Source organism: Pseudomonas sp. S04, from assembly GCF_009834545.1.
Classification (GTDB): domain Bacteria; phylum Pseudomonadota; class Gammaproteobacteria; order Pseudomonadales; family Pseudomonadaceae; genus Aquipseudomonas.
In genome coordinates this window covers 1,851,674-1,874,583 of record NZ_CP019427.1, presented here as the reverse complement: position 1 = coordinate 1,874,583, position 22,910 = coordinate 1,851,674, and the positions used below count along the sequence as shown (strand labels likewise).

Here is a 22,910-nt window from a genome sequence, read left to right as displayed (position 1 = left end):
ATGGCCCTTCAGATCAGATGATTGCGCTGGGCAAAATCCCTCAAGTGGACCAGGGATTTCACGTTGAGTTTATCGATCAGGCGGGTCTTGTAGGTGCTGACTGTCTTGTGGCTCAGGTGCAGGCGCTCGGCGATTTCCTTGTTGCTAACACCACGGGCGAGCGCCTGGAAAATGCTCAGCTCGCGGTCCGAGAGCGTGTCGATCATCTTCTGCTCGTCGAGTTGCACGCTGCTGAGATTGACCGTGCTGGTATCCAGCCGGGGGAAATAGGTGTAGCCACTGAGCAGCGCTTGAACAGCTTTGCGCAGCTCCTGCAGGTCGTTGGTTTTTTCGACGAAGCCCATGGCACCGACCCGGGTGCAGCGCTCCATGTAAAACCGCGGTTCGTTGGCGGTGAACACCACCGCCCGCGTAGGGATCTGTTCACGCTGCAGGCGACTGAGAAAGTCCAGCCCGCTGAGCCCTGGCATATTGAGGTCGAGCACCAGCAGCGAGGGCGCGTGCTGATGAATCATCTGCAGGGCCTCAATCCCGCTGGAAGCCTCCAGGATGGTCGTGAAGACCGGCCGGTCGCGGGCGTCCTTGAGGGCTCCAAGCATCATTTTCAGAGCGGCACGAATTACCGGATGATCATCGATGATCAACAGTGAGCTCATGGATAGTTCCTGATGTACACGGCGTGCGCCAACGCAGGCGCTACGGCTGCGCCAAGACTATTGCACGGGGGATGACGCCCGGACTACCTGTCAGATCTGACAGTTCCGACGAACGGTAGTCCAGTTCAAGGCTATTCAGGCGCGCAAACTGTCACGCGGCCAGCCATGTCCACGCTCGGACAGTGGAATAGGTGTATCGACCCGCCGCATCAGGCTCTCCAGGGTTTCCTGGTCGGGTAGACGGGCCTGGTGGAGCCGCACCTTGCGCTGTGCAACGGCATACAGGGCGGGCAGCCCGGCCTGCTCGGCATCGTAGATCAAGGCATGACGGATCTGCAGGTTGTCCTGGCACAAACCCAACGGGTCCAGCCCGCCTTCGGTGGCCAGGTTGGCATTGAGGATGACCAGGTCAAAGGGCTCGCAGCCGTACTCCACCACAATCAGCAGTTCTTCGAGCGAGTGCACGGGAGCAATCCGGTAGTAACCGAGCTGGTTCAGGCCACGTTCGATTTTCATGCGATGAAAATGCTGCTCATCGGCGATCAGGATGCGTAAGGCTTTATTTGGCATGGTGACTAACTCTGCAAAGACAATGCGACCGGTCTTTAACCAGCCCTTTCAAGAGGCTGCAAGACTAAGCGCAACATCGCGACGTTTCTGTAGGACTATTCCTAAAGAAACAGTTCCATTCTCGATCAGGTTTTTTGTTGCCCGAGCGCAGACGCCTGCAGCCAGCGCAACAGATCGGGGCCGTTCATGGGGCGGGCAAACAGATAGCCCTGGGCCTGGGTACAGCCCAAATCAAGCAACTGCTGGCGCTGCTGCTCGGTCTCGACCCCTTCGATCACCACCGACATGCCCAAGGCCTCCCCCAGGGCCAGGGTGCTGCTGATCACTGCCCGGCAACGCGGCTGATCCTCAAAGGTGCGGACGAACTCGGCGTCCAGCTTGATCTCGTTGAACGGCAGTTGGCACAGGCGCTGCAACGAGGAAAAGCCGGCACCGAAGTCATCGATCGACAGCTGGCAGCCCATCATGCGCAAGCGCACCAGGCTCTCAAGGCTGGTAGCCGGGGCTTCCAGCAGGCCGCTTTCGGTCAGTTCGAAGGTCAGGCTCGAGCCTGGCGTGCCCTGCAGCGCAAGAATGCCGCGGATGGTGGGGACCAGTTGTGGATTGGCCAATTGCTGGGCGTGCAGGTTGAACGCAACGTTGACCGCAAAGCCCTGCTCACGCGCCTGGCGTTGCAGGGTCAGGGCCTGGTCGATCTGGGTGAACAACAGCGAATCCAGCAAGCCGGCACGCTCAAGCTCCGGCAGGAACGCTACGGGCGACAGCAGCCCACGAAACGGGTGATTCCAGCGCACCAGCACTTCCACGCCACAGACCGCGCCGCTCAACAGGTCGACTTTAGGCTGGTAGTAGGGTTGGAACTGACCATCGTGCAGGGCGTGGCGCACTTCGTTGGCACAGACTGGCGGCGGTGCTGGCTGTGGCACTCGCTCTTCGCGGGGACTGATCAGGTGTTTTTCCAGCAACTGGCCCAGCGCCTGCGGATGCAAGGGTTTACCGACATCCCCCAGCAGCCTGAGCCCCGACAACGCCACGATCTGCCGCACCGCGCGGCGCAGGTCCGCCGACAGCGAGCTGCTGATGATGATCGAGCCGACCAACCCGCACTGTCCGACCTGACGGAAGAACTCCAGACCATCCATGCCCTCCATGCACAGGTCGCACAGGGCAATGTCCACGGCACCTACTTCATCCAGGACCGCCAGCGCCTGCTCGCCATCACTGGCCTGGAATACCGCCTCGCAGCCCAATTGCGTGAGTATCTTGACCGCTACAGCGCGGACAAAGGGGTGATCCTCAAGTACCAGAACCCTGATCGGCAGTATCATTTGGGCGGCCCGTTGCGTAAAAAAGATTCCTGATTATCACCGCCCGCTTCCTGAACTTAATTAGGAAACGTCCTAAAACTTGTAGGAATTTTCCCAGAGTTACCCATTTGCCCTCGCAATCGCGCTGCCCCCCCTTGCCGCTCAGCCCACCTGTTGTTCCAGGGTTTCGCCCAGGCGCTCCATGGCCTGCTGCAATGCATCTACCGCAGCCGTCAGTTGCGCCTCATCGAACTCCTCGCAGGCCGCCTCCAGACGCTCACAACAGTGAATCAGCCCTTGCGCCTTGATGATCCGCGCCCCGCCCTTTACCCGGTGCGCCAGGTCTGCCAAACCGTTGACATCATGACGGCTGAACAACTTCAGTAGCCGCGACATGTCCTCTTCGTTGCTGCTGGCCAGGTCCCCGAGCAGGTTGCGGATAACCGTGCGGTCACCGCGGGTCAGTTGTTCGAGGTTGTCCAGGTCGATGGCATCGGTGGGCTCGCGACGCTCCTCGAGGGTCGGGACGGGCAAGGTATCCGGGGCCACGGACGCCAGGCACGCACTCAAGTCCCGCAGGCTGATGGGCTTGAACAGGCAGCCATCCATCCCGGCCTCGCGGCAACGGACTTTTTCCTCCGGCTGCGCGTTGGCCGTGAAGCCCAGGATCAGACCGGGCTCAATGCCCCTGGCGCGCTCTTCGGCACGAATCGCCTGGGTCAGTTCATAGCCGTTCATCAGTGGCATGTTGCAGTCGGTGATGACCACATCGAAATGCTGACTGCGCCAGACACACAAGCCGTGGGCGCCGTCCTGCGCTTCCTTGACCCGATGCCCCAGGTAAGTCAGTTGCTGGGACAACAACAGGCGATTGGCCGGGTAGTCATCAATCACCAGGATATTCAGCTCCTGGCCCTGCGCCGCGGGCGCTTCCTTGTCCTCAAGGGCGGTAGCCAGGGGTTCGAGAACTGGCAAGTGCAGGCCCACCTCAATCTGCGTGCCTTGGCCCAGTACACTGGACAGTTGCAGCGTGCCGCCCATCATCTCGCACAGCGTGCGACTGATCATCAAGCCCAGGCCGGAGCCGCTGCGCGCCGACTGCAGGTTGTTGCTGGCCTGGCTGAAGGGACTGAACAGGCGTTGCTGGTCTGCCAGGCAAATCCCGCTGCCGGAATCTTCCACCCGTACGAGCACCGTCAGCCCCTGGCCGTCACCACCCGGCGTGACCTGCACCCGCAGGCGCACCTGGCCCTTTTCAGTGAACTTGATGGCATTGCTCAGCAGGTTGGAAATGATTTGCTTGAAGCGCAGCGGGTCGACCAGCACATCCTGGTTGGCGGCGGCATCCACCTCCAGGTGCAGGTGCAACTGCTTCTGACGGGCCAGTCCTTCGAAAATCCGTGCACCCGACTCCACCAGGGCGCGCAGATTGGCGCGCTCGGGCGCCAGCGACAGGTGCCCGGACTCGATACGCGAGATGTCGAGGATGTCGCCGATCAACTCCAGCAGGCCTCGCGCCGCGCCTGAGGCCACCTCGACGGCAAAGCGGTCCATGATCCCTTGCTCGGCCTTTTTCATCGCCAGCTCGAGCATGCCGATCACCGCGTTCATCGGGGTGCGGATCTCGTGGCTCATGGTCGCGAGGAAGGTGGTCTTGGCCCGATTGGCCGCGTCGGCCTCGTCCTTGGCTTCGCGCAACTGTTCCAGCAATTGCTGGCGCTCGCTGACGTCGATCCAGCCACCGATAATGCCTTTGACCTGGCCGGCGCTGCCCCGGTAGGGCAGCATCCAGTGATAGATGGTGCGCACATCCGTGGCCGACAGGGTCAACTGCCGATCGAGCACCCGCGGCAACCCCTGCGCCATCACCTGCAGATACTCTTCGTGGAAAACCCTGGCTTCGACCACGCTCTTGAGCTTGCCGGTGATCACGGTCTTGCCGACGACCGACTCGCGCTCAACCCCGAACACCTGCAAATAGGCGTTGTTACAGACCATCAGGCAACCCTGGCGATCGCGCACATAGATCGGGTGCGGCGTACCGTCGATCAACACGCGCATAAACTCCAGTTGATCGCCGAGCGCCTGTTCGGCCTGCTCGCGTTTGTGAATCAGGCGGCGCAGGTAGCCGATCCATACCAGCGCCACCACCAACAGCAGGCCGGCAATGGCAAAACCCTGGATGATCGTCGAACGGTAGCGCAGCCAGTAACTGTCATCGACCACCACCTCGCTGCGCCAGCGATTGGTCAGTTCGTCCATTTCTTCCGGGGGGATGCTGAACATGGTCTTGTCCAGGATCGAATGCAGCTCCCGCGCCTCGCGCCCGGTGGCAAAGGCCATATAAGCCGCAGACGTGCCGACGGTACTGGTGATCTGCAATTGGTCGCGGTACTGCCAGGAAATCATGTAGCGCGCGGTAATCAACGCACTGACCGCAGCATCCACTTCGCCGCTGGCCACCATCGCCATGGCCTTCAGGGCGTTGTCTGCCTCGAGCAGCTGAATGCCCGGATAACGCGCGGCAATCATGTCCTTGACGGCGCTGCCCTGGGTCAGGACCAAGCGCCGACCATCCAGTTCATCCAGGGTCGCCGCCGCGTTGTCGGTCGCGCGGCTGACCAGCACGTAGGGGGTATTGAGATAAGGACGGGTGAAGCGCAGCTTGCCTTCTCGCTCGGCACTCGCGGTCAGGGACACCAGCAGATCGGCCTGGCCCGACTCGATCCGCTGGACCAGCTCAGGCACGGCAAAGCCTCGTTGAATGTCGAATTTCAAGCCGCTGCGCAGGCTGATCTTGGCCAGCAGATCAGCCGTTACCCCACGAAACTCACCCTCGCTGCTGTAGAACGACAGCGGTACAAAGCTGCTGTCGACGGCCACCCGCACCCGGGGGTGAGCGTCCATCCAGCGCTGTTCGCTGGCCGTGAATTGCACGCGATTTTTCCCCGAGAGACTGGCGCTGCCGGCATTCCAACGCCGCAGGATGGTCTGCCGTTCTTCCGCGGGTATAGCGGCCAATGCGGCATTGATCAGGCGTAGCAAACGCGGGTTGTTCCGGGCCAGGGCGAAGGAAAAATCGTTGACCTCCATGCGCGAGAAATCGACCAACTGAACGTTGTTCAGGTAGTTTTTCAGAATCAGGTAGTTGGCGCCGATGGCGTCGCCGATGTAGACATCCGCCTGGCCAAACGCGACCGCACCTATCGCACTCAGGGTCGAGGGGTACAGTTGCAACTGCGCCTTGGGGTAGAAGGCCTGCACCTGGTCGGGAGGCAGGTAGTAATAGACCATGGCCAGGCGCTTGCCCGCCAGGTCCGGGGTGACTTCCCGGGGAGCATCGATCCGGCTGACCAGGGTCGGCTGGTCATCGGCATAGGCGTTGGACAGCACCACCTGCGGGTCGGCGACCTCGAAGCCGTTGGAGGTGCCAAGAAAATCGATCTGGCGCGCCTTGAGTGCCGCGATCACTTCGCCCCGCGAGCCGTAGCTGCGGACCTTGACCTCGACTCCCAGCAATTGCCCGAGCAGGTGCGCATAGTCGGCGGTGATGCCTTCATAATCGCGGCCATTGCTGGTGATTCCGAACGGTGGGTACTCAGGCTCCGATGCCCCGAGCACCAGCGTGCCCTGCTTGTGCAACCACTGCCGGTCGCTGTCGTCGAGTTCGACCTGGTAACCCTCGACCGTGGAGCGCCCCAGCAGTTTGTAGGTCAAGGGCTCGGCCGCCAGCAGACTGCTCGCGAGCGACAGGAGCACGACGCCGAGCGCGCCCAGGTACCTTCCCATGGACCTCATCTACAGCAGGTTGTTACGTTTGGCGAAGTCCGCCAGGTACACCACCGACTTGACGTTGAGCTTCTCGATCAGGCGGGTCTTGTAGGTGCTCACGGTCTTGCTGCTCAGCAGCATTGCCTCGGCGATCTGCTTGTTGCTCAAGCCGTTGGACAGTTGCTGGAGGATGCTCAGTTCCCGGTCGGTCAGGCTCTGGATCAGCTCCAGTTCGCTGGTCTGGCCGTCGCTGCGGCGTACCGAGCTGTCGGCCAGGTTGGGGAAAAACGTGTAGCCGTGCATCACCGCGGCGATGGCCTTGCGCAGTTCGCCGACGTCATCGGTCTTGCACAGGTAGCCGGCAGCACCGGCCTTCATGCAGCGCATGGCATAGAACTGCGGGGCCTGGGAGGTCAGCACCAGAATTCTGATCGGCAGGCGCAGGGCGCTGATCCGGCTGATGACCTCCAGGCCGTCCAGCTTGGGCATGGCGATGTCCAGCAACACCAGGTCGGGCACGTGCTCGCGCGCCAGTTGCACGGCATCGGCACCGTTGCCCGCCTCGGCCACCACGGCAAATTGTTCCTGCTCCAGCAGCACCCTCACTGAAGACCGAATGAACGGGTGATCGTCCACGATCAGTGCCTTGTACATGGGGACCCCTGCAGACCAAGCAAAACGCCATGATATCCCGTCTGGCCGCAACATTCCCTGCCCTGTGCGCGCGGTGGCGCCTTCACTCGGTGGTGCTCGGGCTCCAGAAGGCTTGTTGCACCAGCGGCGACAGGCTCAAGCGCGCCACCAGGGCGTCCAGTTCGTCGCCGTCCACCGAGGTGGTGGCCAGGGTCGCTTCGATCTCCACTTCATCGCTGCCAAAGGCGTGCACGTCGACGTCGCTGGCCGGGTAGTTGCTGCGTTCCAGCTCAGCTTCGAGCAGGGCCAACACGGCTTTTTGCCGAGAGCGTTGGGCGATGACATAGACGATATTGGTCACTTCGGCCGAGACCACATCCAGCGGCTGGCGGTTGATGTTATTGACGATCGGCCGAAGCAACGTGTTCGCCGCCAACACGAACAAGGTGCCCAGCAGCGCCTCGAGCACCAGGTCAGCGCCGGCACAGGCGCCGACTGCCGCCGAGGCCCAGAGGGTAGCGGCGGTGTTCAAGCCGCGGACATTGCCCTCCTCGCGCATGATCACCCCGGCGCCGAGAAAGCCGATCCCGGAGACCACATAGGCCACCACCCGCACGGCCCCCTCGGCGCCGGCCAGGCGGTTGGCCATGTCGACAAATATCGCCGCGCCAACGGCCACCAGTACGTTGGTGCGCAGGCCCGCCGTACGTTGGCGGTACTGGCGCTCGAAGCCGATCAGTCCACCCAGGATGAAGGCGGCGCTGAGGCTGACCAAGGTGTCGACCAGTGAGTCGAGATTGATGTTGTTGAGTGCTTGCATAGGTAGATTTCCTGACTGGGTTGCCAAGTGCAGGAAGACCCTCAAGCCGGTACGACCGAGCGCTGCCCCGCAAACCAACCGGGACAGGGGTGACGCGCCGGGCAAAAGACTGGCGTGTCGACAGCGGGTCTGGTCCACCCAAGGTGGCCAACACAGGCTGTTCAGTGTCGATGAGAGGGGTGTCACACGTCGGCCAGGACTGGCCTTGACCGGAGGAAACCGCTGCTCGCTGTTTATCGGCGAGACAACGGCACAAGCGGGTTGCGCGTTATCTTGCCGAGAAGGTGCCGGTTATCGTAACCGGCCGACGACTGTCGCTCGAACAAGTACCCACTGTGGGTCTCCGTAAAGGTTGAAAACGCGCGCAGCTTACGCCTCGCGTTGCGCAGGGTAAACCTTGATGGCCGATTATGCGGGGCGATTCCCCAGCCGTTCAGTACCGATTCAGGCTGAGGGTGGGACTAAACCACCCCCGCACTAACGTCGTACTCAGGACGCCTGGGCGTCAGGCTTGTGCGCGACAAACCGCATCATCCACTCGGCTACGGTGCTGCCATGGTGGTCCTGGTCGAGGCTGGCCACGCCTTGCTGGTAGATCTGTTCGCCGAGAAACTGCTGGCGAATGTCCAGCAACGCCCGCGAGTAGTCGTGGATGAACTCGGGATGCCCCTGGAAACACAACACCTGATCGTTGATGTGATACGCCGCAAAGGGGCAGAAATCGCTGGAAGCAATCACCGTGGCGTTCTCCGGCAGCGCGGTGACCTGGTCCTGGTGGCTGATCAGCAGCGTCAGCTCCTCGCGCACCGGGCTCATCCAGGGGGCCTTGGCCGCCATTTTGTAGTTATGGATACCCACGCCCCAACCCTGGCTCGCACGCTCGCTCTTGCCACCCAGCAACAGTGCCAGCAGTTGATGGCCGAAGCACACGCCCAGCAGCTTGTCGCCGCGCTCATAGCGCGCCAGCAGGTAAGTCCTGAGGGTTTCGATCCAGGGGTCGGTGCCGAACGAATCGGCCTTGCTGCCGGTGACAAGGTAGGCGTCGAATGTCAGGTCATCGCTCGGATACTCGCCCTGCATTACGTTGTACACGGTGAACTCGGCGGCGATCGGTTGCTGGGAAAACAGGCGCTGGAACATCTGCCCGTAACCCTGGTATTGATCGACCAGTTCTGGACGCAGGATGTCGGTTTCCAGAATGCAGATGCGTAGCGACATAAAAAATACCTGACACGATGATGGGAATAATTGACACCCCAGAGCCTGCCTTGAAACACCCTGGCAAGGCAAGCCCCGAGATGCGCCCTCACCGCCTCAGAACAGCTCGCCCTTGGCTGCTTTTTCCAGCAACAGCGCCGGCGGCGCAAAGCGCTCACCGTACTGCTCGGCCAGGTAGCGGGCACGGGCGACAAAATCCTTGAGCCCATACTGGTTGATGAACTGCAGTGCCCCGCCCGTCCACGGGGCAAAGCCGATACCGAAGATCGAACCGATGTTGGCGTCGGCCGTCGACATCAGCACGCCCTCTTCCACACAGCGCACGGTCTCGATGGCCTGCACGAACAACAGGCGATCGCGCACATCCTGTGGCGAAATCTGCCCATCCGTCTGCTCGAAGCGGGTTTTCAATTGCGCCCACAGATGTTTTGGCGCTCCGGCCGGGTAGTCGTAGAAACCACCGCCAGCAGCCTTGCCCGCCCGTTTGTACTCATTGAGCAGCAGATCGATCACGGCAAACGCCGGATGCTCTGGTAATGGCTTGCCTTCGGCTTGCAGGTCCTTGGCGGTCTGCTGGCGGATGTGGCTCATCAGGCTCAGGGAGACCTCGTCGGAGATCGCCAGGGGGCCAATCGGCATCCCGGCCTTGCGGGCCTCGGTTTCGATCATGGGCGCGGCGATACCCTCGCCGAGCATGGCAATGCCTTCGTTGGTGAAGGTGCCAAATACCCGCGAAGTGAAGAACCCCCGACTGTCGTTGACCACAATCGGGGTCTTGTTGATTTGCAGGACAAAATCGAAGCCCCGGGCCAGGGTTTCATCGCTGGTGTGAGCACCCTTGATGATTTCCACCAGGGGCATTTTTTCCACCGGGCTGAAGAAGTGCAGGCCAATGAATTTGCCCTGGTCCGGCACTGCCCGGGCCAGGCCGCCGATGGGCAGGGTCGAGGTGTTGGAGGCGATCACCGCGTCGGCACCGACCACTGCCTGGGCGGCCGCCGAAACTCGGGCCTTGAGTTCGCGGTCTTCGAACACCGCTTCGATTACCAGGTCGCAACCGGCCAGGTCGGCATCCTGCTCGGTGGGCGTGATCCGCGCCAGCGTGGCGTCGCGCTGCTCGGCGCTCAACTGGCCGCGGGCGACTTTCTGCTCGAGCAATGTCGCCGAATGAGCCTTGCCCTTCTCGGCTGCCGCCAGGTTGATGTCCTTGAGCACCACCTCGATGCCCGCCACCGCGCTTACGTAGGCAATGCCGGCGCCCATCATGCCCGCACCGAGCACCCCGACCTTGCGTGTCTGGTACGGCGCAAAACCCGCCGGCCGCGAACCGCCGGCATTGATCTGATTGAGCTGGAACCAGAAGGTACCAATCATGTTCTTCGCCACCTGGCCGGTGGTGAGCTCGGTGAAGTAACGGGTTTCGATCAACTGTGCCGTAGCGAAATCCACCTGGGCGCCCTCGACGGCCGCGCAGAGGATTTTCTCCGGTGCCGGCAGGCAACCCTGGGTCTTGCTGCGCAGAATCGACGGGGCGATGGCCAGCATCTGCGCGACCTTGGGATGGGCCGGCGTGCCACCGGGGATCTGGTAACCCTTGACGTCCCAGCGCTGCACCGCCGCCGGATTGGCCAGGATCCAGGCGCGGGCCTTGGCCAGCATGTCAGCGTGATCCAGCGCCAACTCATCGATCAGCCCGGCCTGCAATGCTTGCTGGGCGCGGACTTTCTTGCCTTCGAGCAGGTATGGCAGGGCTTTCTCCAGGCCCAGCAGGCGCACCATGCGCACCACTCCGCCACCGCCCGGCAACAGGCCGAGGGTGACTTCTGGCAGGCCGATCTGCACCGCACTGTGGTCCAAGGCGACCCGGTAATGGCAGGCCAGGCAGATTTCCCAGCCACCGCCCAGCGCCGCGCCATTGATCGCCGCGACCACTGGTTTACCCAGGGTCTCCAGGCTGCGCAGCTGGCTTTTGAGTTCCAGGACCATGGCGTAGAACGCCTTGGCCTCGGGTTTGCCGACCTTGATCAATTCATTGAGGTCGCCGCCGGCAAAAAAGGTCTTCTTGGCCGAGGTGATGATTACCCCGGCGATGCTGTCCTGCTCGGCGAGCAGCCGCGCGACACAGCCAGCCATGGCCTCGCGGTACAGCGCATTCATGGTGTTGGCGCTCTGGCCCGGCATATCGATGGTCAGGACCACGATCTGGTCCTGACCTTTTTCGTAACGAATGGCATCAGTCATGAACATGTTTCCTTGAAGTCAGGGGGCTCAGAGGCGTTCGATGATGGTGGCGATACCCATGCCGCCACCGACACAGAGCGTGGCCAGGCCAAAACGCTGCTGGCGCGCTTCCAGCTCATCAAGCAAGGTGCCGAGAATCGCGCAGCCGGTAGCGCCCAGCGGATGCCCCATGGCAATCGAGCCGCCATTGACGTTGACCCTGCCCGGATCGATGGCCATGTCCTTGATGAACTTGAGCACCACCGAGGCAAACGCTTCGTTGACCTCGAACAGGTCGATGTCTTCGACCCGCAACCCGGCCTTGGCCAGGGCCTTGCGGGTCGCCGGTGCGGGGCCGGTGAGCATGATGGTCGGGTCGGTGCTGGTGACTGCGGTGGCGACGATCCGCGCCCGTGGCTGCAGGCCCAGCGCCTTGCCCTTGGCTTCGGAGCCGATCAGCATCAGCGCCGCCCCGTCGACGATTCCGGAACTGTTGCCCGGGGTGTGCACGTGACGGATCCGCTCGACATGGCTGTAGACCCGCAACGCAGTCGCGTCGAAGCCCATCTGCCCGATCATCTCGAAGCTCGGCTTGAGTTTGCCCAGGCCTTCAAGGGTGGTGTCGGCGCGGATGAATTCATCCTGCTCGAGCAGCACGATGCCATTCTGGTCCTGCACCGGTATCAGCGACTTGTTGAACGCCCCCGCTGCGCGCGCCCGGGCGGCCTTGAGTTGTGACTGCAAGGCGAACGTGTCGACATCCTCGCGACTGAAGCCTTCGAGCGTGGCAATCAGGTCGGCGCCCACGCCCTGTGGCGTGAAGTGAGTGTGCAGGTTGGTTTGCGGGTCCAGCGCCCAGGCGCCGCCATCGCTGCCCATCGGCACGCGCGACATCGACTCGACACCACCGACCACCACCAGGTCCTCGAACCCGGAGCGCACTTTCATGGCCCCCAGGTTCACCGCCTCCAGACCCGAGGCGCAGAAGCGATTGATCTGCACGCCAGCGACGCTGACATCCCAATCGGCTACCAGGGCGGCCGTCTTGGCGATGTCGGCGCCCTGGTCGCCGACCGGCGTCACACACCCGAGCACGATGTCATCAACCTGGCTGGTATCGAGCTGGCTACGTTGTTGCAGCGCCCCCAGCAGGCCCGCCAGCAGGTTCACCGGCTTGACGCTGTGCAAGGCACCATCGGCCTTGCCACGACCACGGGGCGTGCGTATCGCATCGAAAATCAAAGCTTGGGTCATGACATCCTCGTACTGGCGGGCAGGTAAAAGATCAATGAGTGTCCACCTTAGGCCGACGGGTGAGGGATTCAATGACCGATACGCTCAATGGCCTTGACGCTCATGCTCAGACGAACGGTCGTCAGCATTTGGGTTAACCGTTTCAGGTCAGCGAACTGTCTAGCAAAAGGCCGACCACGCAGATGGCAATAGGCCTCATGCTTTTTTAGCTGCCTTTTGCGCTTAGCTGATATGAAATGGATCTAAGCCACAGCCCGCGTGGCCCCTAAGGTAAAGCTTACGAGGTTGTCGTCGGGTTTTGCCGAGGCACCCGGTAGCTGGACCCTACAGCGCTTTGCCGATGGAGATTTGCAGGCAAGCATTCGACGCTCAGGAAATAACAAAAAAGGCGGTCAGCCATGTTCAAACAATCGAAAGTGCGTCAAGCCGGGCTCATTCTCTTCGCCACCACCCTGCTGTTGATTCTGCCGAACCTGACCAAGGTGATTGGCTGATCCAACGCCAAGTGTTGCGACACCTTACTGTTCGCCCTCGTGTGCTTGTGCCAACCTTGGCGGCATGACCACGACCGGATGGCTATTACGTGAAAGCTTTGATTCTGCTTGCAGCCTTGCTCCTCGGCACGCCCTTGCATGCCGCACAACTGGTGCTCGACCTGGGTGCCGACAGCCGCACCTGGCAGACCGAGGAGCTGCTGCACCATCCGTTGGCACAGACCATCCGTGTTGCTGACGACGTTTCCTATAAGCGCGACATGGACTACCGAGCGGTGCCCCTGGCAGCGCTGCTGACGGGCGTCAAGGCCGACCATCACCTGCAGGCCGTGGCCCTGGATGGTTTCGCCGCAGAGCTGGCGGCGGCCCCCTTGCTCGCGACACAGGGCGCCCAGGCCTGGCTGGCCATTGAAGACCCGGCGCATCCGTGGCCGGCACTGGCGCCTGGCAAACCCAGCGCGGGTCCGTTCTACCTGGTCTGGACTCACCCCCAGGCCGCGGGGATCAGCCCGGAGCAATGGCCGTTCCAGGTCGCCAGCATCAAGCGCCTGGCCGCCGTCGCCGAGCGTTTCCCGGCCCTGCTGCCGGACCCTGCCCTCCCCACCCGTGACCCGATCAACCTGGGCTTTGCCCTGTTCCAGAAAAACTGCCTGGCCTGTCATCGCCTCAACGGCGGGGGTGACGCGCAGTTCGGGCCAGACCTGAACATCCCCTTCAGCCCTACCGAATATTTTGGCGCGCAGTTTCTCGAACGCTACATCCGCGACCCGCAAAGCCTGCGCCAATGGCCCCAGGCGAAGATGCCGGGGTTCTCCCAGGCGGTGTTGAAGGATGAAGAGTTGGCGCAGTTGGTGGCGTACTTGCGGCATATGGCGGGGCGCAAGGTGAAACCCTGACGGGTGGCCCCATCGCGAGCAAGCGGAGCGCGCGCGGATGTCTCCCACAAGGCCTGTTGATCACCGCAAGAGCCACTGTGGGAGCGAGCCTGCTCGCGATGCAGGCACGCCGCCTACTGCTGTTGCACCGACATCACCGGCGCCGGCAGCGGCGAGACGAAGACCTTGGCGTGCATCTGTTCAAAACCGCCACCGCGGCGCATGCCGCGTACCGGGCAGGCGTCGAGGTAGTCCAGGCCCACTGCCAGCTTCAGGTGGCGCTCGGGACGGGCCAGTTGGTTGGTCACGTCAAAGCTGTACCAGGCGTCGTCCAGCCAGGCTTCGGCCCAGGCATGGCTGGCCAGGTGTTCGCTGCTTTCGCTGTACAGGTAGCCCGACACATAACGCGCCGGGATCCCCAGGCTGCGGGCACAGGCGATGAAGGTGTGGGCATGGTCCTGACAGACCCCGGCACGGCCGGCGAAGGCTTGCGCGGCGCTGGTTTGCACTTCGGTGGCGCCTGGGGTGTAGGTGATGTACTGGTTCAGGCCATGCATCAGGTCAATCAACGCGCTGCGGTCGCGGCGTTGCCGACACTGTTGTGTCGCAAAGGCCTGCAGGGCCTCGTCGGCCTCGGTCAGGCGGGTGAAGCGCAGGAATGGCAGGGCCGATTGGCTCTCGTGTTCGGCCTCGCGCAACTCATCGATGTCCACCTGCCCGCGCGCCCCGATGATGATGGCTTCGTGGGGCTCGTCCAGGGTCAGCACATGCAGGATGTTGCCGAACGGGTCGAGCTGCGCACGCACCGGCCGCGGTAACTCCAACTGCCAGCTGAGTACGTGCTGGCGCTCGCTGTCGTGGGGGGTCAACCGCACATACTGGATGCTCGCCCGCACCTGGTCCTCGTAGTGATAGGTGGTCTCGTGGCTAATGGAAAGTCTCATGCAGCCTCCAGGTAGGAACTGTGTATGGCATTGCCCAACTGGCGTACCAGCGGGATGAACTCGGTCAACCAGGCATGCAGGCCTTCGTCGAGGATTTCCTGGATGCCGGTGTAGCGCAGGCGCGCGTCCATTTCCGCCGCCAGGCGCTGGGCTGGACGGCCGTTGGCGCCTGGTAACTGGGCAAGGATCTGGTCGATTTCCTCGGTGCAGGCACGCAACGAACGGGGGACATCGGCTCGCAGCAACAACAACTCGGCGACCTGCTGGGCGCCGGGCGCGTCACGATAGATTTCGGTGTAGGCCTCGAATGACGACAAGGCCCGCAGCAACGCACTCCACTGGTAGTAGGCGTGGGCGGTGCCATCGCTGACCGCCTCGCCCTGATCGCCGGCCATTTCGTAGCGCGCATCCAGCAGGCGCAGGGTGTTGTCGGCCCGCTCGATGAAGGTGCCCAGGCGAATGAAGCGAAACGCATCATTGCGCATGATGGTGCCGTAGGAAGCCCCGCGGAACAGGTGGGAACGTTCCTTGATCCACTCGCAGAACCGGCTCATGCCATAACGCCCAAGGCCCTGTTCGGCTATCCCGCGAATTTCCAGCCAGGTGGCGTTGATGTTTTCCCACATGTCGGCGGTGATCCGCCCACGCACCGCATGGGCGCTAGCCCGCGCGGCCCCGAGACAGCTATAGATGCTGGCCGGGTTGGCGGCGTCCAGGGCGAAGAAGTGCAGCAAACGCTCGGCGTGCAACGCGCCATGGCGCTCCAGGTAGTCGTCCAGCGTGCCGGTGATCAACAAGGGCATCGCCAGTTCATGCAAGCCATCGCCGCGGCCGTCCTGCGGCATCAACGACAGCGAATAACTGATGTCGAGCATCCGCGCGAGGTTTTCCGCCCGCTCCAGGTAGCGCGACATCCAGTACAGATCCGAGGCAGTTCTACTCAACATGGCAAGCTTCCTTTAATCCTCGACAACCCAGGTGTCCTTGGTACCGCCACCCTGGGAGGAGTTGACCACCAAAGAGCCCTCGCGCAGGGCGACGCGGGTCAGGCCCCCAGGCACCACCCGGGTTTCACGGCCCGACAAGACGAACGGGCGCAGATCGATATGCCGCGGGGCGATGCCGTTCTCGACGAAGGTCGGACAGGTCGACAGGGACAACGTCGGCTGGGCGATATAGGCATGGGGCTTGGCCTTGATCCGTGCGCGGAACTGTTCGATCTCGGCCGCCGTCGCTGCCGGTCCGACCAACATGCCGTAGCCGCCGGAGCCCTGGGTTTCCTTGACCACCAGCTCGGGCAGGTTGGCCAGCACGTGGGACAGTTCCGCCGGGTTGCGACACTGCCAGGTCGGCACGTTTTTCAGGATCGGCTCCTCGTCGAGGTAGAAACGGATCATCTCGGTGACGAACGGATACACCGACTTGTCATCCGCCACACCCGTGCCGATGGCGTTGGCCAACACCACATTGCCGCTGCGATAGGACGCCAGCAGGCCGGGAACCCCGAGCATCGAGTCCGGGTTGAATGCCAGCGGATCGAGGAAGGCGTCGTCGAGCCGCCGGTAGATCACATCGACGGCCTTGGGGCCATCGGTGGTGCGCATGAAGACTTTGTCGTCACGCACGAACAGGTCCGCGCCTTCCACCAGTTCCACGCCCATTTCCCGGGCCAGGAAGGCGTGCTCGAAAAACGCACTGTTGAAGCGTCCCGGGGTCAGTACCACCACGCTCGGATTATCGATGGGGCTGGAGCTTTTCAGGGTGTCGAGCAGCAGGTTCGGGTAGTGGTCGATGGGCGCAATACGCTGGGCCGCGAACAGCTCAGGGAACAGGCGCATCATCATCTTGCGGTCTTCGAGCATGTAGCTCACGCCGCTGGGAGTGCGCAGGTTGTCTTCCAGCACGTAGTAGCTGCCGTCGCCATCGCGCACCAGGTCGACCCCGGAGATGTGCGAGTAGATGTCGCGGTGCAGGTCCAGGCCCTGCATGGCCAGTTGGTACTGTTCGTTGGCCAGCACCTGCTCGGCCGGGATGATGCCTGCCTTGATAATGCGTTGTTCGTGATAGAGGTCGGCGAGGAACATGTTCAGCGCCTTGACCCGCTGGATGCAGCCACGCTCGACAATCCGCCACTCGCTGGCGGGGATGCTGCGCGGAATGGTGTCGAAGGGAATCAGGCGCTCGGTGCCCTGCTCGTCGCCATAGAGAGTGAAGGTAATCCCGGCGCGATGAAACAACAGATCGGCCTCGCGTCGGCGTTGAGCCAGCAGCTCGTCAGGCGTTTGGGCCAACCAACGGGCGAATTCTCGATAATGCGCGCGGACCTGGCCGCTGGCATCGTACATCTCATCAAAATAGGTGCGGATCATGCCGTACTCCTTGTCACCCGGACACCTTGGCATCGCAAGGCCCGTGCCAGCGGCATAAACCCTTTAGTATCAACCAGTTGGATTTTCACCCCGAAGGCTTCGCACCAATCCCGTGCAGCAAACGCCCCCACCTGATCGCCCGCGCTTCATTGCGAAGCAATGCTTATGGCTATTAGCAGCATAGCCATAGTTCATTTCACTGCCCGCCTAGGCACGCGGATAATTGGCCCATCACGCAGCAAGCGGCACCGCTCGCTTGCTGGCTACCCCTCTTCCCTTTTGGCCACCTGCTCAGGTGGCTTTTTTTTGCCTGGCGTTTGCCCCAGCCCAAATGAAAACGGCCGACCCAAAGGGTCAGCCGTCGCTGAGTGATGTCGCTATTCATAGTGTTATGCGAGTTGCCCTCGTACCTCCTGCTTGACGCCCCAACCTTCGATAATTCCCCCCAAAGGCTCGACCACCGCCTCAAAGTCCTGTTCAAAATCGCCAATGCCGCCGTAGGTGGCGTACATCACCTTGCTCAGTTCCAGGTACCAGGCACCGTCGTCGCGCACACTGATCTGTGCATTCAAGGATTCACCGCGAAATTGTCCTGCCGCCCTGCGTGCCCCCTCCTCGTCGGGGAAAATGGCGTAGAACTCGATGGGATGGAACCGTGAAAAATCAAAACCGCCTTCTTTCATGCGGCGCAGCACGCTGCTGCTGATGTCTTCTTGATAGGCTGTGCTCATGAAACGTCCTCCTACTTCCAATGGATAGACTTTCCGTACTCCACGCGCCGGCAACCGAATGGTGCAGGCGCTACGGCAATCAGATTGCCGCCGGGACACAAGCATGTAGCTGACAAGACCAGACCTTAGCGATCCATTCGCTGATCTCGCTTGCAGAGTAGCTCCAACTCGGAGCGCGTGCCAAGGCCTGGTTACAGAAGGGATTATGGAATCGGGGAGATGCTGAGGATTTGAATGCTGTTCTGATCTTTGAGGCTCTTGAGCGTCGGGTCGTCGGTGCGACCTTCCAGGTCATTGAGATCCAGCTCGGCCGGGACCGGGAGAAGTTTGGCGCGAATCAGTTGCGCGGCCTTTTCCATGTCAGGTTGGTGCTCGCAGTCGAAGCGTTCGACGCTTTGCACACCATGATCATCCACAAAGGTGATTTCCCACTTTTGCATCGGTGCCTCCTCGATAAAACCCGTAGATGGGCTTACTTCCATCTCGACCCGGGTCGCCGGGCATTCGTTCCCTGCCCCTCGAAGAATTGCCCTGGCAACAGGGTTGCTATCACCAACCCTGTTGTTCCGATGGCCTGGAATAGGCGTGCTTACTTCTCGGCACGTTCCTTGAGGGCCTTGAGGGTCTCGAAAGGTGCATCGACCACAAACTTGTTGGCGACCATCGCCGGCACGCTACCACCTGGCTCTGTGTGCACTTGATAGGTCACTTCGACCTGATCGCCCTTGGGCACGAACTTCCAGAAGCCCTTGACCTCGGTTACCCGGACAAAACCCTTTTCCTCCGGAATGTATTTCGGCACGCCTTCCAGGTTGCGGGTCAGGCTGCCATCGGCGCCATCGACGGTGGTGATATGCAGCACCGAGTCCCGCGCAGTCACCGGCCAAGGGGTATTGAACTGGGTGTAGGTCCAGCTCTGGTCACCTTCGTGCTTGAGCAGTTTCTGGCTCTTGCACTCGTGGATCCAGGCACAGGCCCCGGCCACGTCTTCCTGCAGCGCCCGCAGCTTGGCAACAGTGGTCTTCATCAGGGTAACGCCCTGATAGGACTTGTAGTCGGAGCCCGGCACTTCACTCAGGGAGATCTTGATCCCGTCTTCGTTCTTGGCAACTTTCCAGTCTTCGGCCTGAACCACGGTGGAGGCCAGAACAGCGCTCAACCCACACAGCACAGCGATACGATGCAGCGAACCCATAGTCTTGTTCCTTATTGTTGAAGTTCCGTTCGTTGAACACACTACGCCGCGGTCATTTGCTCCCACCAGCCGATCAGTGTGATGGCTTGTTCCTGGCTGCTGCCGCAGACCTCGATATCCGCCTGGAACGCGCCACAGACGGCAGGACGCTCGGGCTGGCCGAAGATTCTGCACAGATTATCGACAGACAGTTGCACACAACGTTCGCCCGCGGGCTTGCCATGGGGCATGCCGGGAATCGGTGTACTGATGGAAGGGGCAATGCAGCAGGCGCCACAGCCTTCTCGGCATTTCATGACGACAAGCTCCTCGGGAGTGTGGAATGACGGGGACTAGAGTACCCGCTTAAACAGCCGTTTGAAATTGGCCGCCCAGGGGTTTTTCGCGCAAATACGCGTGACTGATCAGTCTTGCGACAAAGCGTCGGCTCGCCAGGTCACACCTGCCGTCGGGTTTTACTGATTGAACTGGAATTCCAGGGCCGCGCCTTCGATTTCCCGGCGCTCTTCGTTGCGCAACTGCAATTGCATTTCGTTGGAAATCAGCCGGCCGTTGAGCTGGAACTTGCTTTCTTCCTTGGGCTTTTCCTCGAACAGTGGCGGCAGCAAGGGTGCGCGCTTGACGATCGGGACGGTGCCAATGGGTTGCAACTGGCGGACCATTTCCGGAGGCAGGCTCAGGTCGATATTGGTGGACGGTAACTCAGTGGTGCGCACCACTTCGCTGGCGGCCTTGGATTTCGAGGCAATCGGCGGGCGTGGCTTGTGCGCAACGGGTTTGTTCGCAGCGTCCGCTTTTTTCACGGGCGCGACTTTTTTGACCGGCGTGGTGGGTGCCACCTTAGTCGTTGACGTACTGGAAACCGCTTTATCCGGGGTCGCCGCCGCCATCGCGCTCCCCCAATTGAACACACTCAGCAAGCAGACCAACACCAGACCAACAGGAAAAATCGCTTTCATAACCCCTACAGCACTAACGGCAGAGGGCCATATGCTCGCCTGTTGCAAGGGCGCTGACAAGCGCCCATCTCGATCAGCCCCGGCGATGCCTCAAAAACCGCTGGCGGTTTCCTGGCACAGCTGGGTCGCGAGCATGCCCAGTGTCATCAAGGCTCGCTCGGCTTCACGGTTCCAGGGGATGCCGCAGTTCAAGCGAATGCAGTGGTTGAACTGCTCGGTGTTACTGAAAATCAGTCCCGGGGCGATGCTGATCCCCTGCTGCAAAGCCCGCACGTGCAGTTCCTGGGTATTGACCCGTCCCGGCAAACTGACCCACAGGATGAAACCGCCAGTGGGTCGGGTCATCTGGGTGCCTTCGGGGAAATACTGCTGCACTGCCAGCTGGAACGCACTGAGGTTCTTGCGATATTCCTGGCGAATGTAGCGCAGGTGTCGATCGTAACCGCCGTTCTCCAGGTAGGCCGCGATGCCCATCTGCGTGACGCTGCAGGCCGAATGGGTACTGAAGGTCTGCAGCCGCTGGATTTCCTGCTGGTACTTGCCGGCGATCATCCAGCCGATGCGCACCCCGGGGGACAGAGTCTTGGAAAAGCTCGAGCAGTAGATCACCCGATCCAGGCGGTCATAGGCCTTGAGGGACTTGGTGCGCCCCTGTTCGAACATCAATTCGCCGTAGATATCGTCTTCGACCACCTGGATATCAAAGTCCGAGGCCAGGCGCAGCAGTTGTTTCTGCCGCTCTTCCGGCATGGTGCCACCCAAGGGGTTGCTCAGGCGGGTGGTCAGCACCAGGGCCTTGATCGACCACTGGTTGGCGGCCAGTTGCAGGGCTTCCAGGCTCATGCCGGTGGACGGATCACTGGGAATCTCGATGACTTTGAGGCCGAGCAGATCGGCCAGTTGCAACAGGCCGTAATAGGTCGGCGACTCTGCGGCAATCAGGTCACCGGGGCGGGTCAGCACGCGCAAGGACATCTGCAGGGCGTCGACACAACCGTGGGTGATCACTACTTCGGATGGGTCGACCACCACCCCGGCGTCGCGCATGCGAATCGCCACCTGGCGGCGCAAGGGCTCGAAACCGGGACTGAACATGTAGCTGAACGCCCGCGGACTGTGAAAGCGCGTGACCTTGGCCAGTTGCTGATGCAGCGCCCGCACCGGCAGATAGTCGACACTGGGCACGGCAGCGCCCAGTGGGAACACCCCTTCGCGGCGTGACTCCACCAGTACTTGCTGGATGATGCTGCTGCGGGTCACGAGGCCCGGGCGCTCGACCCGGGCGATATCCGGGGTCGGCGCGGTCAGGGCCGGGGTCTGGTGAACGTAGTAACCCGACTGCGGACGTGCGCGAATCAGGCCCTGGTCTTCCAGGTTGGCATAAGCCTGGAGCACCGTCGCATGGCTGACATTGAGCTGCGAGCTCATCTTGCGTACCGAAGGCACACGCTCGCCAGGCTGATACACGCCGCGCCGGATATCCTCAGCCAGCTGCTGAGCGATACGTTGATAGAGCAAAAGATTGGTCATGACGCAGCACTCGATTTCACGGGCATTTTATTTTTGTAGAGAACTATACCGGCACAGTTTAGAAGTGTACGGGGACAGTTGCCACAATAGTCGACCGTACAGCCCAGTGTCAGTAAAAACTGTACTGTTTTGTGCGCCGATTGGCAGGCCAAAAAAAACCCGGCACCTCTACAGGTGCCGGGCTTTCCAGTAACGCTGACCTTAGCGGGCAGCGCCGAGCTGGCCTTTTTCGTCGGAGAACACAATTTCCACCCGGCGATTCTGCGCCCGGCCCCGCTCGGAAGCGTTGGCCTCTACCGGGTATTCATCGCCATAACCTTCGACTTGAATACGTTTATCGTCAACACCCAGGTCCATCAGCATGTCGGCCACCGCCTGGGCGCGGTCCCGGGACAGTTTGCGGTTTTCCTGTTTGCCGCCCGTGCTGTCGGTGTAACCCTCGATGCGCACGACACGCTTGGGGTTGAGCTGCAGGAACTGGACAATTTTCAGCACCGTGCGATTGGCCGAACTCTTGAGCTCCGCCTCACCAGTGTCGAACAGCACATCGCCAAGGGTCATCACCAGCCCGCGATCGGTCTGGGTAGTTGCCAGGCTGATGATCTGCTCTTCCAGCCATTTGCCCTGCTGCTGCACGCTGAGCAACTTGGCCTCGCGCAATGCCAGTTGCAGGCGTTGGCGCTCCAGCTCGAGCTTGGCTGCGCGCTCTTCGTTGAGCACTTTCTCGCTATGTTGCCGGGCAATCTCACTGTAACGCTGGCTCAGGTAGGAATAGTGCTGCACATCGGCACCGCTGCCCCAATAGCTGGACAGGCGATCGGCCCGGGCCAGGGATTCACCGGCCCGGATCACGTCCTTGGGCGCGATGCGCAATACGTTGGAGTCTTCCTTGACCTTCTGGAAGTCGTTATAGGCTTGTTGCAATGCCACATCGCTGTGCTGGCCCGCACACCCGTACAGGCTGGCCAGCAGCAGGCCGCCGAGGACGCCATTCGCAAGCTTCATTGGGCGTCTCCCAACTGCTTGCGCAAGCGCGCGATGCGGGTATTGAGAACGTTCAGTTGCTCCTGGCTTTTAAGCGTCAGGACCTTGGCCTCGGCCAAGCGTGCATCCAGTTCGGCCTGCTCGGCCTGCACACGGGCATCCTTGAATGACTGGTCGGCCATATCGGCCTTGGCCTGGGTGTACTTGCCTTCTGCCAGCTTCAGCTCCGGCACTTCCTCGGCGGTGGCCCCCACCGCGGTCGCCTGTTCCAGGGCCTGCCCGGTCAAACGCATTTGTTCATTCGGCGCCGGATCGGCTGCACAACCCGCCAGAGCCGTGACGGCCAGGGCAGCGAAAAGAGGTCGAATAGTCACTAAAAA

The 22,910-nt window shown here is 61.6% G+C and carries 21 protein-coding genes; 1 reads left to right on the top strand and 20 read right to left on the bottom strand.

Going from position 1 to position 22,910, the window contains the following annotated elements; all coding sequences use genetic code 11:
• Positions 1-8 precede the first annotated feature (8 nt).
• From PspS04_RS08310 to PspS04_RS08270, 9 genes are all read right to left on the bottom strand, one after another.
• The gene (locus tag PspS04_RS08310) at positions 9-656 is read right to left on the bottom strand and encodes a response regulator transcription factor (protein ID WP_159994541.1); all 648 of its coding nucleotides are present in this window, start codon (positions 654-656) and stop codon (positions 9-11) included.
• A 135-nt stretch (positions 657-791) separates the two neighbouring features.
• Entirely contained in the window at positions 792-1,226 is a 435-nt protein-coding gene (locus PspS04_RS08305) for a response regulator (protein WP_159994539.1), read from the bottom strand.
• Positions 1,227-1,351: 125 nt separating this feature from the next.
• On the bottom strand, positions 1,352-2,554 hold the full coding sequence (locus PspS04_RS08300; RefSeq protein ID WP_159994537.1) for an EAL domain-containing response regulator: 1,203 nt from the start codon (positions 2,552-2,554) through the stop codon (positions 1,352-1,354).
• A 141-nt stretch (positions 2,555-2,695) separates the two neighbouring features.
• On the bottom strand, positions 2,696-6,322 hold the full coding sequence (locus PspS04_RS08295; RefSeq protein WP_159994535.1) for a transporter substrate-binding domain-containing protein: 3,627 nt from the start codon (positions 6,320-6,322) through the stop codon (positions 2,696-2,698).
• Positions 6,323-6,331: 9 nt separating this feature from the next.
• Complete coding sequence (locus tag PspS04_RS08290; protein WP_095167712.1) at positions 6,332-6,958, bottom strand: response regulator transcription factor; 627 nt, start codon at positions 6,956-6,958, stop codon at positions 6,332-6,334.
• A gap of 82 nt (positions 6,959-7,040) precedes the next feature.
• On the bottom strand, positions 7,041-7,757 hold the full coding sequence (locus PspS04_RS08285) for an MgtC/SapB family protein (protein ID WP_095167711.1): 717 nt from the start codon (positions 7,755-7,757) through the stop codon (positions 7,041-7,043).
• 489 nt (positions 7,758-8,246) lie between these two features.
• On the bottom strand, positions 8,247-8,975 hold the full coding sequence (locus PspS04_RS08280; protein ID WP_095167709.1) for an amidotransferase: 729 nt from the start codon (positions 8,973-8,975) through the stop codon (positions 8,247-8,249).
• A 96-nt stretch (positions 8,976-9,071) separates the two neighbouring features.
• On the bottom strand, positions 9,072-11,216 hold the full coding sequence (locus tag PspS04_RS08275) for a 3-hydroxyacyl-CoA dehydrogenase NAD-binding domain-containing protein (RefSeq protein WP_095167707.1): 2,145 nt from the start codon (positions 11,214-11,216) through the stop codon (positions 9,072-9,074).
• Positions 11,217-11,243: 27 nt separating this feature from the next.
• The gene (locus PspS04_RS08270) at positions 11,244-12,449 is read right to left on the bottom strand and encodes an acetyl-CoA C-acetyltransferase (protein ID WP_159994533.1); all 1,206 of its coding nucleotides are present in this window, start codon (positions 12,447-12,449) and stop codon (positions 11,244-11,246) included.
• 583 nt (positions 12,450-13,032) lie between these two features.
• On the opposite strand from PspS04_RS08270, the gene PspS04_RS08265 reads away from it, so the two are divergent.
• On the top strand, positions 13,033-13,839 hold the full coding sequence (locus tag PspS04_RS08265) for a c-type cytochrome (RefSeq protein ID WP_159994531.1): 807 nt from the start codon (positions 13,033-13,035) through the stop codon (positions 13,837-13,839).
• A 113-nt stretch (positions 13,840-13,952) separates the two neighbouring features.
• Here PspS04_RS08265 and PspS04_RS08260 read toward each other — a convergent pair whose 3' ends face one another.
• The 11 genes from PspS04_RS08260 to PspS04_RS08210 all read right to left on the bottom strand — a co-directional run bounded on the left by PspS04_RS08260 (position 13,953) and on the right by PspS04_RS08210 (position 22,904).
• A complete protein-coding gene (locus PspS04_RS08260) occupies positions 13,953-14,762 on the bottom strand; it encodes a transglutaminase family protein (protein WP_095167702.1) in 810 nt (269 codons plus the stop codon).
• Positions 14,759-15,709: an alpha-E domain-containing protein gene (locus tag PspS04_RS08255; RefSeq protein ID WP_095167700.1), complete on the bottom strand. Its 951-nt coding sequence runs from the start codon at positions 15,707-15,709 to the stop codon at positions 14,759-14,761. Before PspS04_RS08255 ends, PspS04_RS08260 begins: the two co-directional genes overlap by 4 nt.
• Positions 15,710-15,721: 12 nt before the next feature.
• Entirely contained in the window at positions 15,722-17,131 is a 1,410-nt protein-coding gene (locus tag PspS04_RS08250; protein WP_095167698.1) for a circularly permuted type 2 ATP-grasp protein, read from the bottom strand.
• Positions 17,132-17,520: 389 nt separating this feature from the next.
• Complete coding sequence (locus PspS04_RS08245; RefSeq protein WP_095167696.1) at positions 17,521-17,862, bottom strand: ribonuclease E inhibitor RraB; 342 nt, start codon at positions 17,860-17,862, stop codon at positions 17,521-17,523.
• A gap of 203 nt (positions 17,863-18,065) precedes the next feature.
• Positions 18,066-18,302, bottom strand: coding sequence for a hypothetical protein (locus tag PspS04_RS08240; protein WP_095167695.1), 237 nt, complete (start codon positions 18,300-18,302; stop codon positions 18,066-18,068).
• 149 nt (positions 18,303-18,451) lie between these two features.
• Positions 18,452-19,057: an START domain-containing protein gene (locus PspS04_RS08235; protein ID WP_159994529.1), complete on the bottom strand. Its 606-nt coding sequence runs from the start codon at positions 19,055-19,057 to the stop codon at positions 18,452-18,454.
• Positions 19,058-19,098: 41 nt separating this feature from the next.
• A complete protein-coding gene (locus PspS04_RS08230) occupies positions 19,099-19,353 on the bottom strand; it encodes a YkgJ family cysteine cluster protein (RefSeq protein ID WP_159994527.1) in 255 nt (84 codons plus the stop codon).
• A 159-nt stretch (positions 19,354-19,512) separates the two neighbouring features.
• A complete protein-coding gene (locus PspS04_RS08225) occupies positions 19,513-20,016 on the bottom strand; it encodes a translation initiation factor 2 (protein WP_159994526.1) in 504 nt (167 codons plus the stop codon).
• 90 nt (positions 20,017-20,106) lie between these two features.
• Positions 20,107-21,546 carry an aminotransferase-like domain-containing protein gene (locus PspS04_RS08220; RefSeq protein WP_095167681.1) on the bottom strand — a complete coding sequence of 480 codons (1,440 nt, stop codon included), beginning with the start codon at positions 21,544-21,546 and terminating at the stop codon, positions 20,107-20,109.
• A 201-nt stretch (positions 21,547-21,747) separates the two neighbouring features.
• Positions 21,748-22,551 (bottom strand): OmpA family protein, encoded by an 804-nt coding sequence (locus PspS04_RS08215; protein WP_095167679.1) that lies wholly within the window; start codon positions 22,549-22,551, stop codon positions 21,748-21,750.
• Positions 22,548-22,904 carry a DUF4398 domain-containing protein gene (locus PspS04_RS08210; RefSeq protein ID WP_095167678.1) on the bottom strand — a complete coding sequence of 119 codons (357 nt, stop codon included), beginning with the start codon at positions 22,902-22,904 and terminating at the stop codon, positions 22,548-22,550. Before PspS04_RS08210 ends, PspS04_RS08215 begins: the two co-directional genes overlap by 4 nt.
• Positions 22,905-22,910: the final 6 nt, after the last annotated feature.

Coding starts and splice junctions, on each gene's coding strand:
- PspS04_RS08260 (WP_095167702.1), bottom strand. CDS start 14,762: ATGAGACTTTCCATTAGCCACGAGACCACCTATCACTACGAGGACCAG.
- PspS04_RS08250 (WP_095167698.1), bottom strand. CDS start 17,131: ATGATCCGCACCTATTTTGATGAGATGTACGATGCCAGCGGCCAGGTC.
- PspS04_RS08280 (WP_095167709.1), bottom strand. CDS start 8,975: ATGTCGCTACGCATCTGCATTCTGGAAACCGACATCCTGCGTCCAGAA.
- PspS04_RS08220 (WP_095167681.1), bottom strand. CDS start 21,546: ATGACCAATCTTTTGCTCTATCAACGTATCGCTCAGCAGCTGGCTGAG.
- PspS04_RS08310 (WP_159994541.1), bottom strand. CDS start 656: ATGAGCTCACTGTTGATCATCGATGATCATCCGGTAATTCGTGCCGCT.
- PspS04_RS08285 (WP_095167711.1), bottom strand. CDS start 7,757: ATGCAAGCACTCAACAACATCAATCTCGACTCACTGGTCGACACCTTG.
- PspS04_RS08255 (WP_095167700.1), bottom strand. CDS start 15,709: ATGTTGAGTAGAACTGCCTCGGATCTGTACTGGATGTCGCGCTACCTG.
- PspS04_RS08295 (WP_159994535.1), bottom strand. CDS start 6,322: ATGGGAAGGTACCTGGGCGCGCTCGGCGTCGTGCTCCTGTCGCTCGCG.
- PspS04_RS08275 (WP_095167707.1), bottom strand. CDS start 11,216: ATGACTGATGCCATTCGTTACGAAAAAGGTCAGGACCAGATCGTGGTC.
- PspS04_RS08225 (WP_159994526.1), bottom strand. CDS start 20,016: ATGAAAGCGATTTTTCCTGTTGGTCTGGTGTTGGTCTGCTTGCTGAGT.
- PspS04_RS08300 (WP_159994537.1), bottom strand. CDS start 2,554: ATGATACTGCCGATCAGGGTTCTGGTACTTGAGGATCACCCCTTTGTC.
- PspS04_RS08215 (WP_095167679.1), bottom strand. CDS start 22,551: ATGAAGCTTGCGAATGGCGTCCTCGGCGGCCTGCTGCTGGCCAGCCTG.
- PspS04_RS08290 (WP_095167712.1), bottom strand. CDS start 6,958: ATGTACAAGGCACTGATCGTGGACGATCACCCGTTCATTCGGTCTTCA.
- PspS04_RS08240 (WP_095167695.1), bottom strand. CDS start 18,302: ATGCAAAAGTGGGAAATCACCTTTGTGGATGATCATGGTGTGCAAAGC.
- PspS04_RS08235 (WP_159994529.1), bottom strand. CDS start 19,057: ATGGGTTCGCTGCATCGTATCGCTGTGCTGTGTGGGTTGAGCGCTGTT.
- PspS04_RS08270 (WP_159994533.1), bottom strand. CDS start 12,449: ATGACCCAAGCTTTGATTTTCGATGCGATACGCACGCCCCGTGGTCGT.
- PspS04_RS08230 (WP_159994527.1), bottom strand. CDS start 19,353: ATGAAATGCCGAGAAGGCTGTGGCGCCTGCTGCATTGCCCCTTCCATC.
- PspS04_RS08245 (WP_095167696.1), bottom strand. CDS start 17,862: ATGAGCACAGCCTATCAAGAAGACATCAGCAGCAGCGTGCTGCGCCGC.
- PspS04_RS08305 (WP_159994539.1), bottom strand. CDS start 1,226: ATGCCAAATAAAGCCTTACGCATCCTGATCGCCGATGAGCAGCATTTT.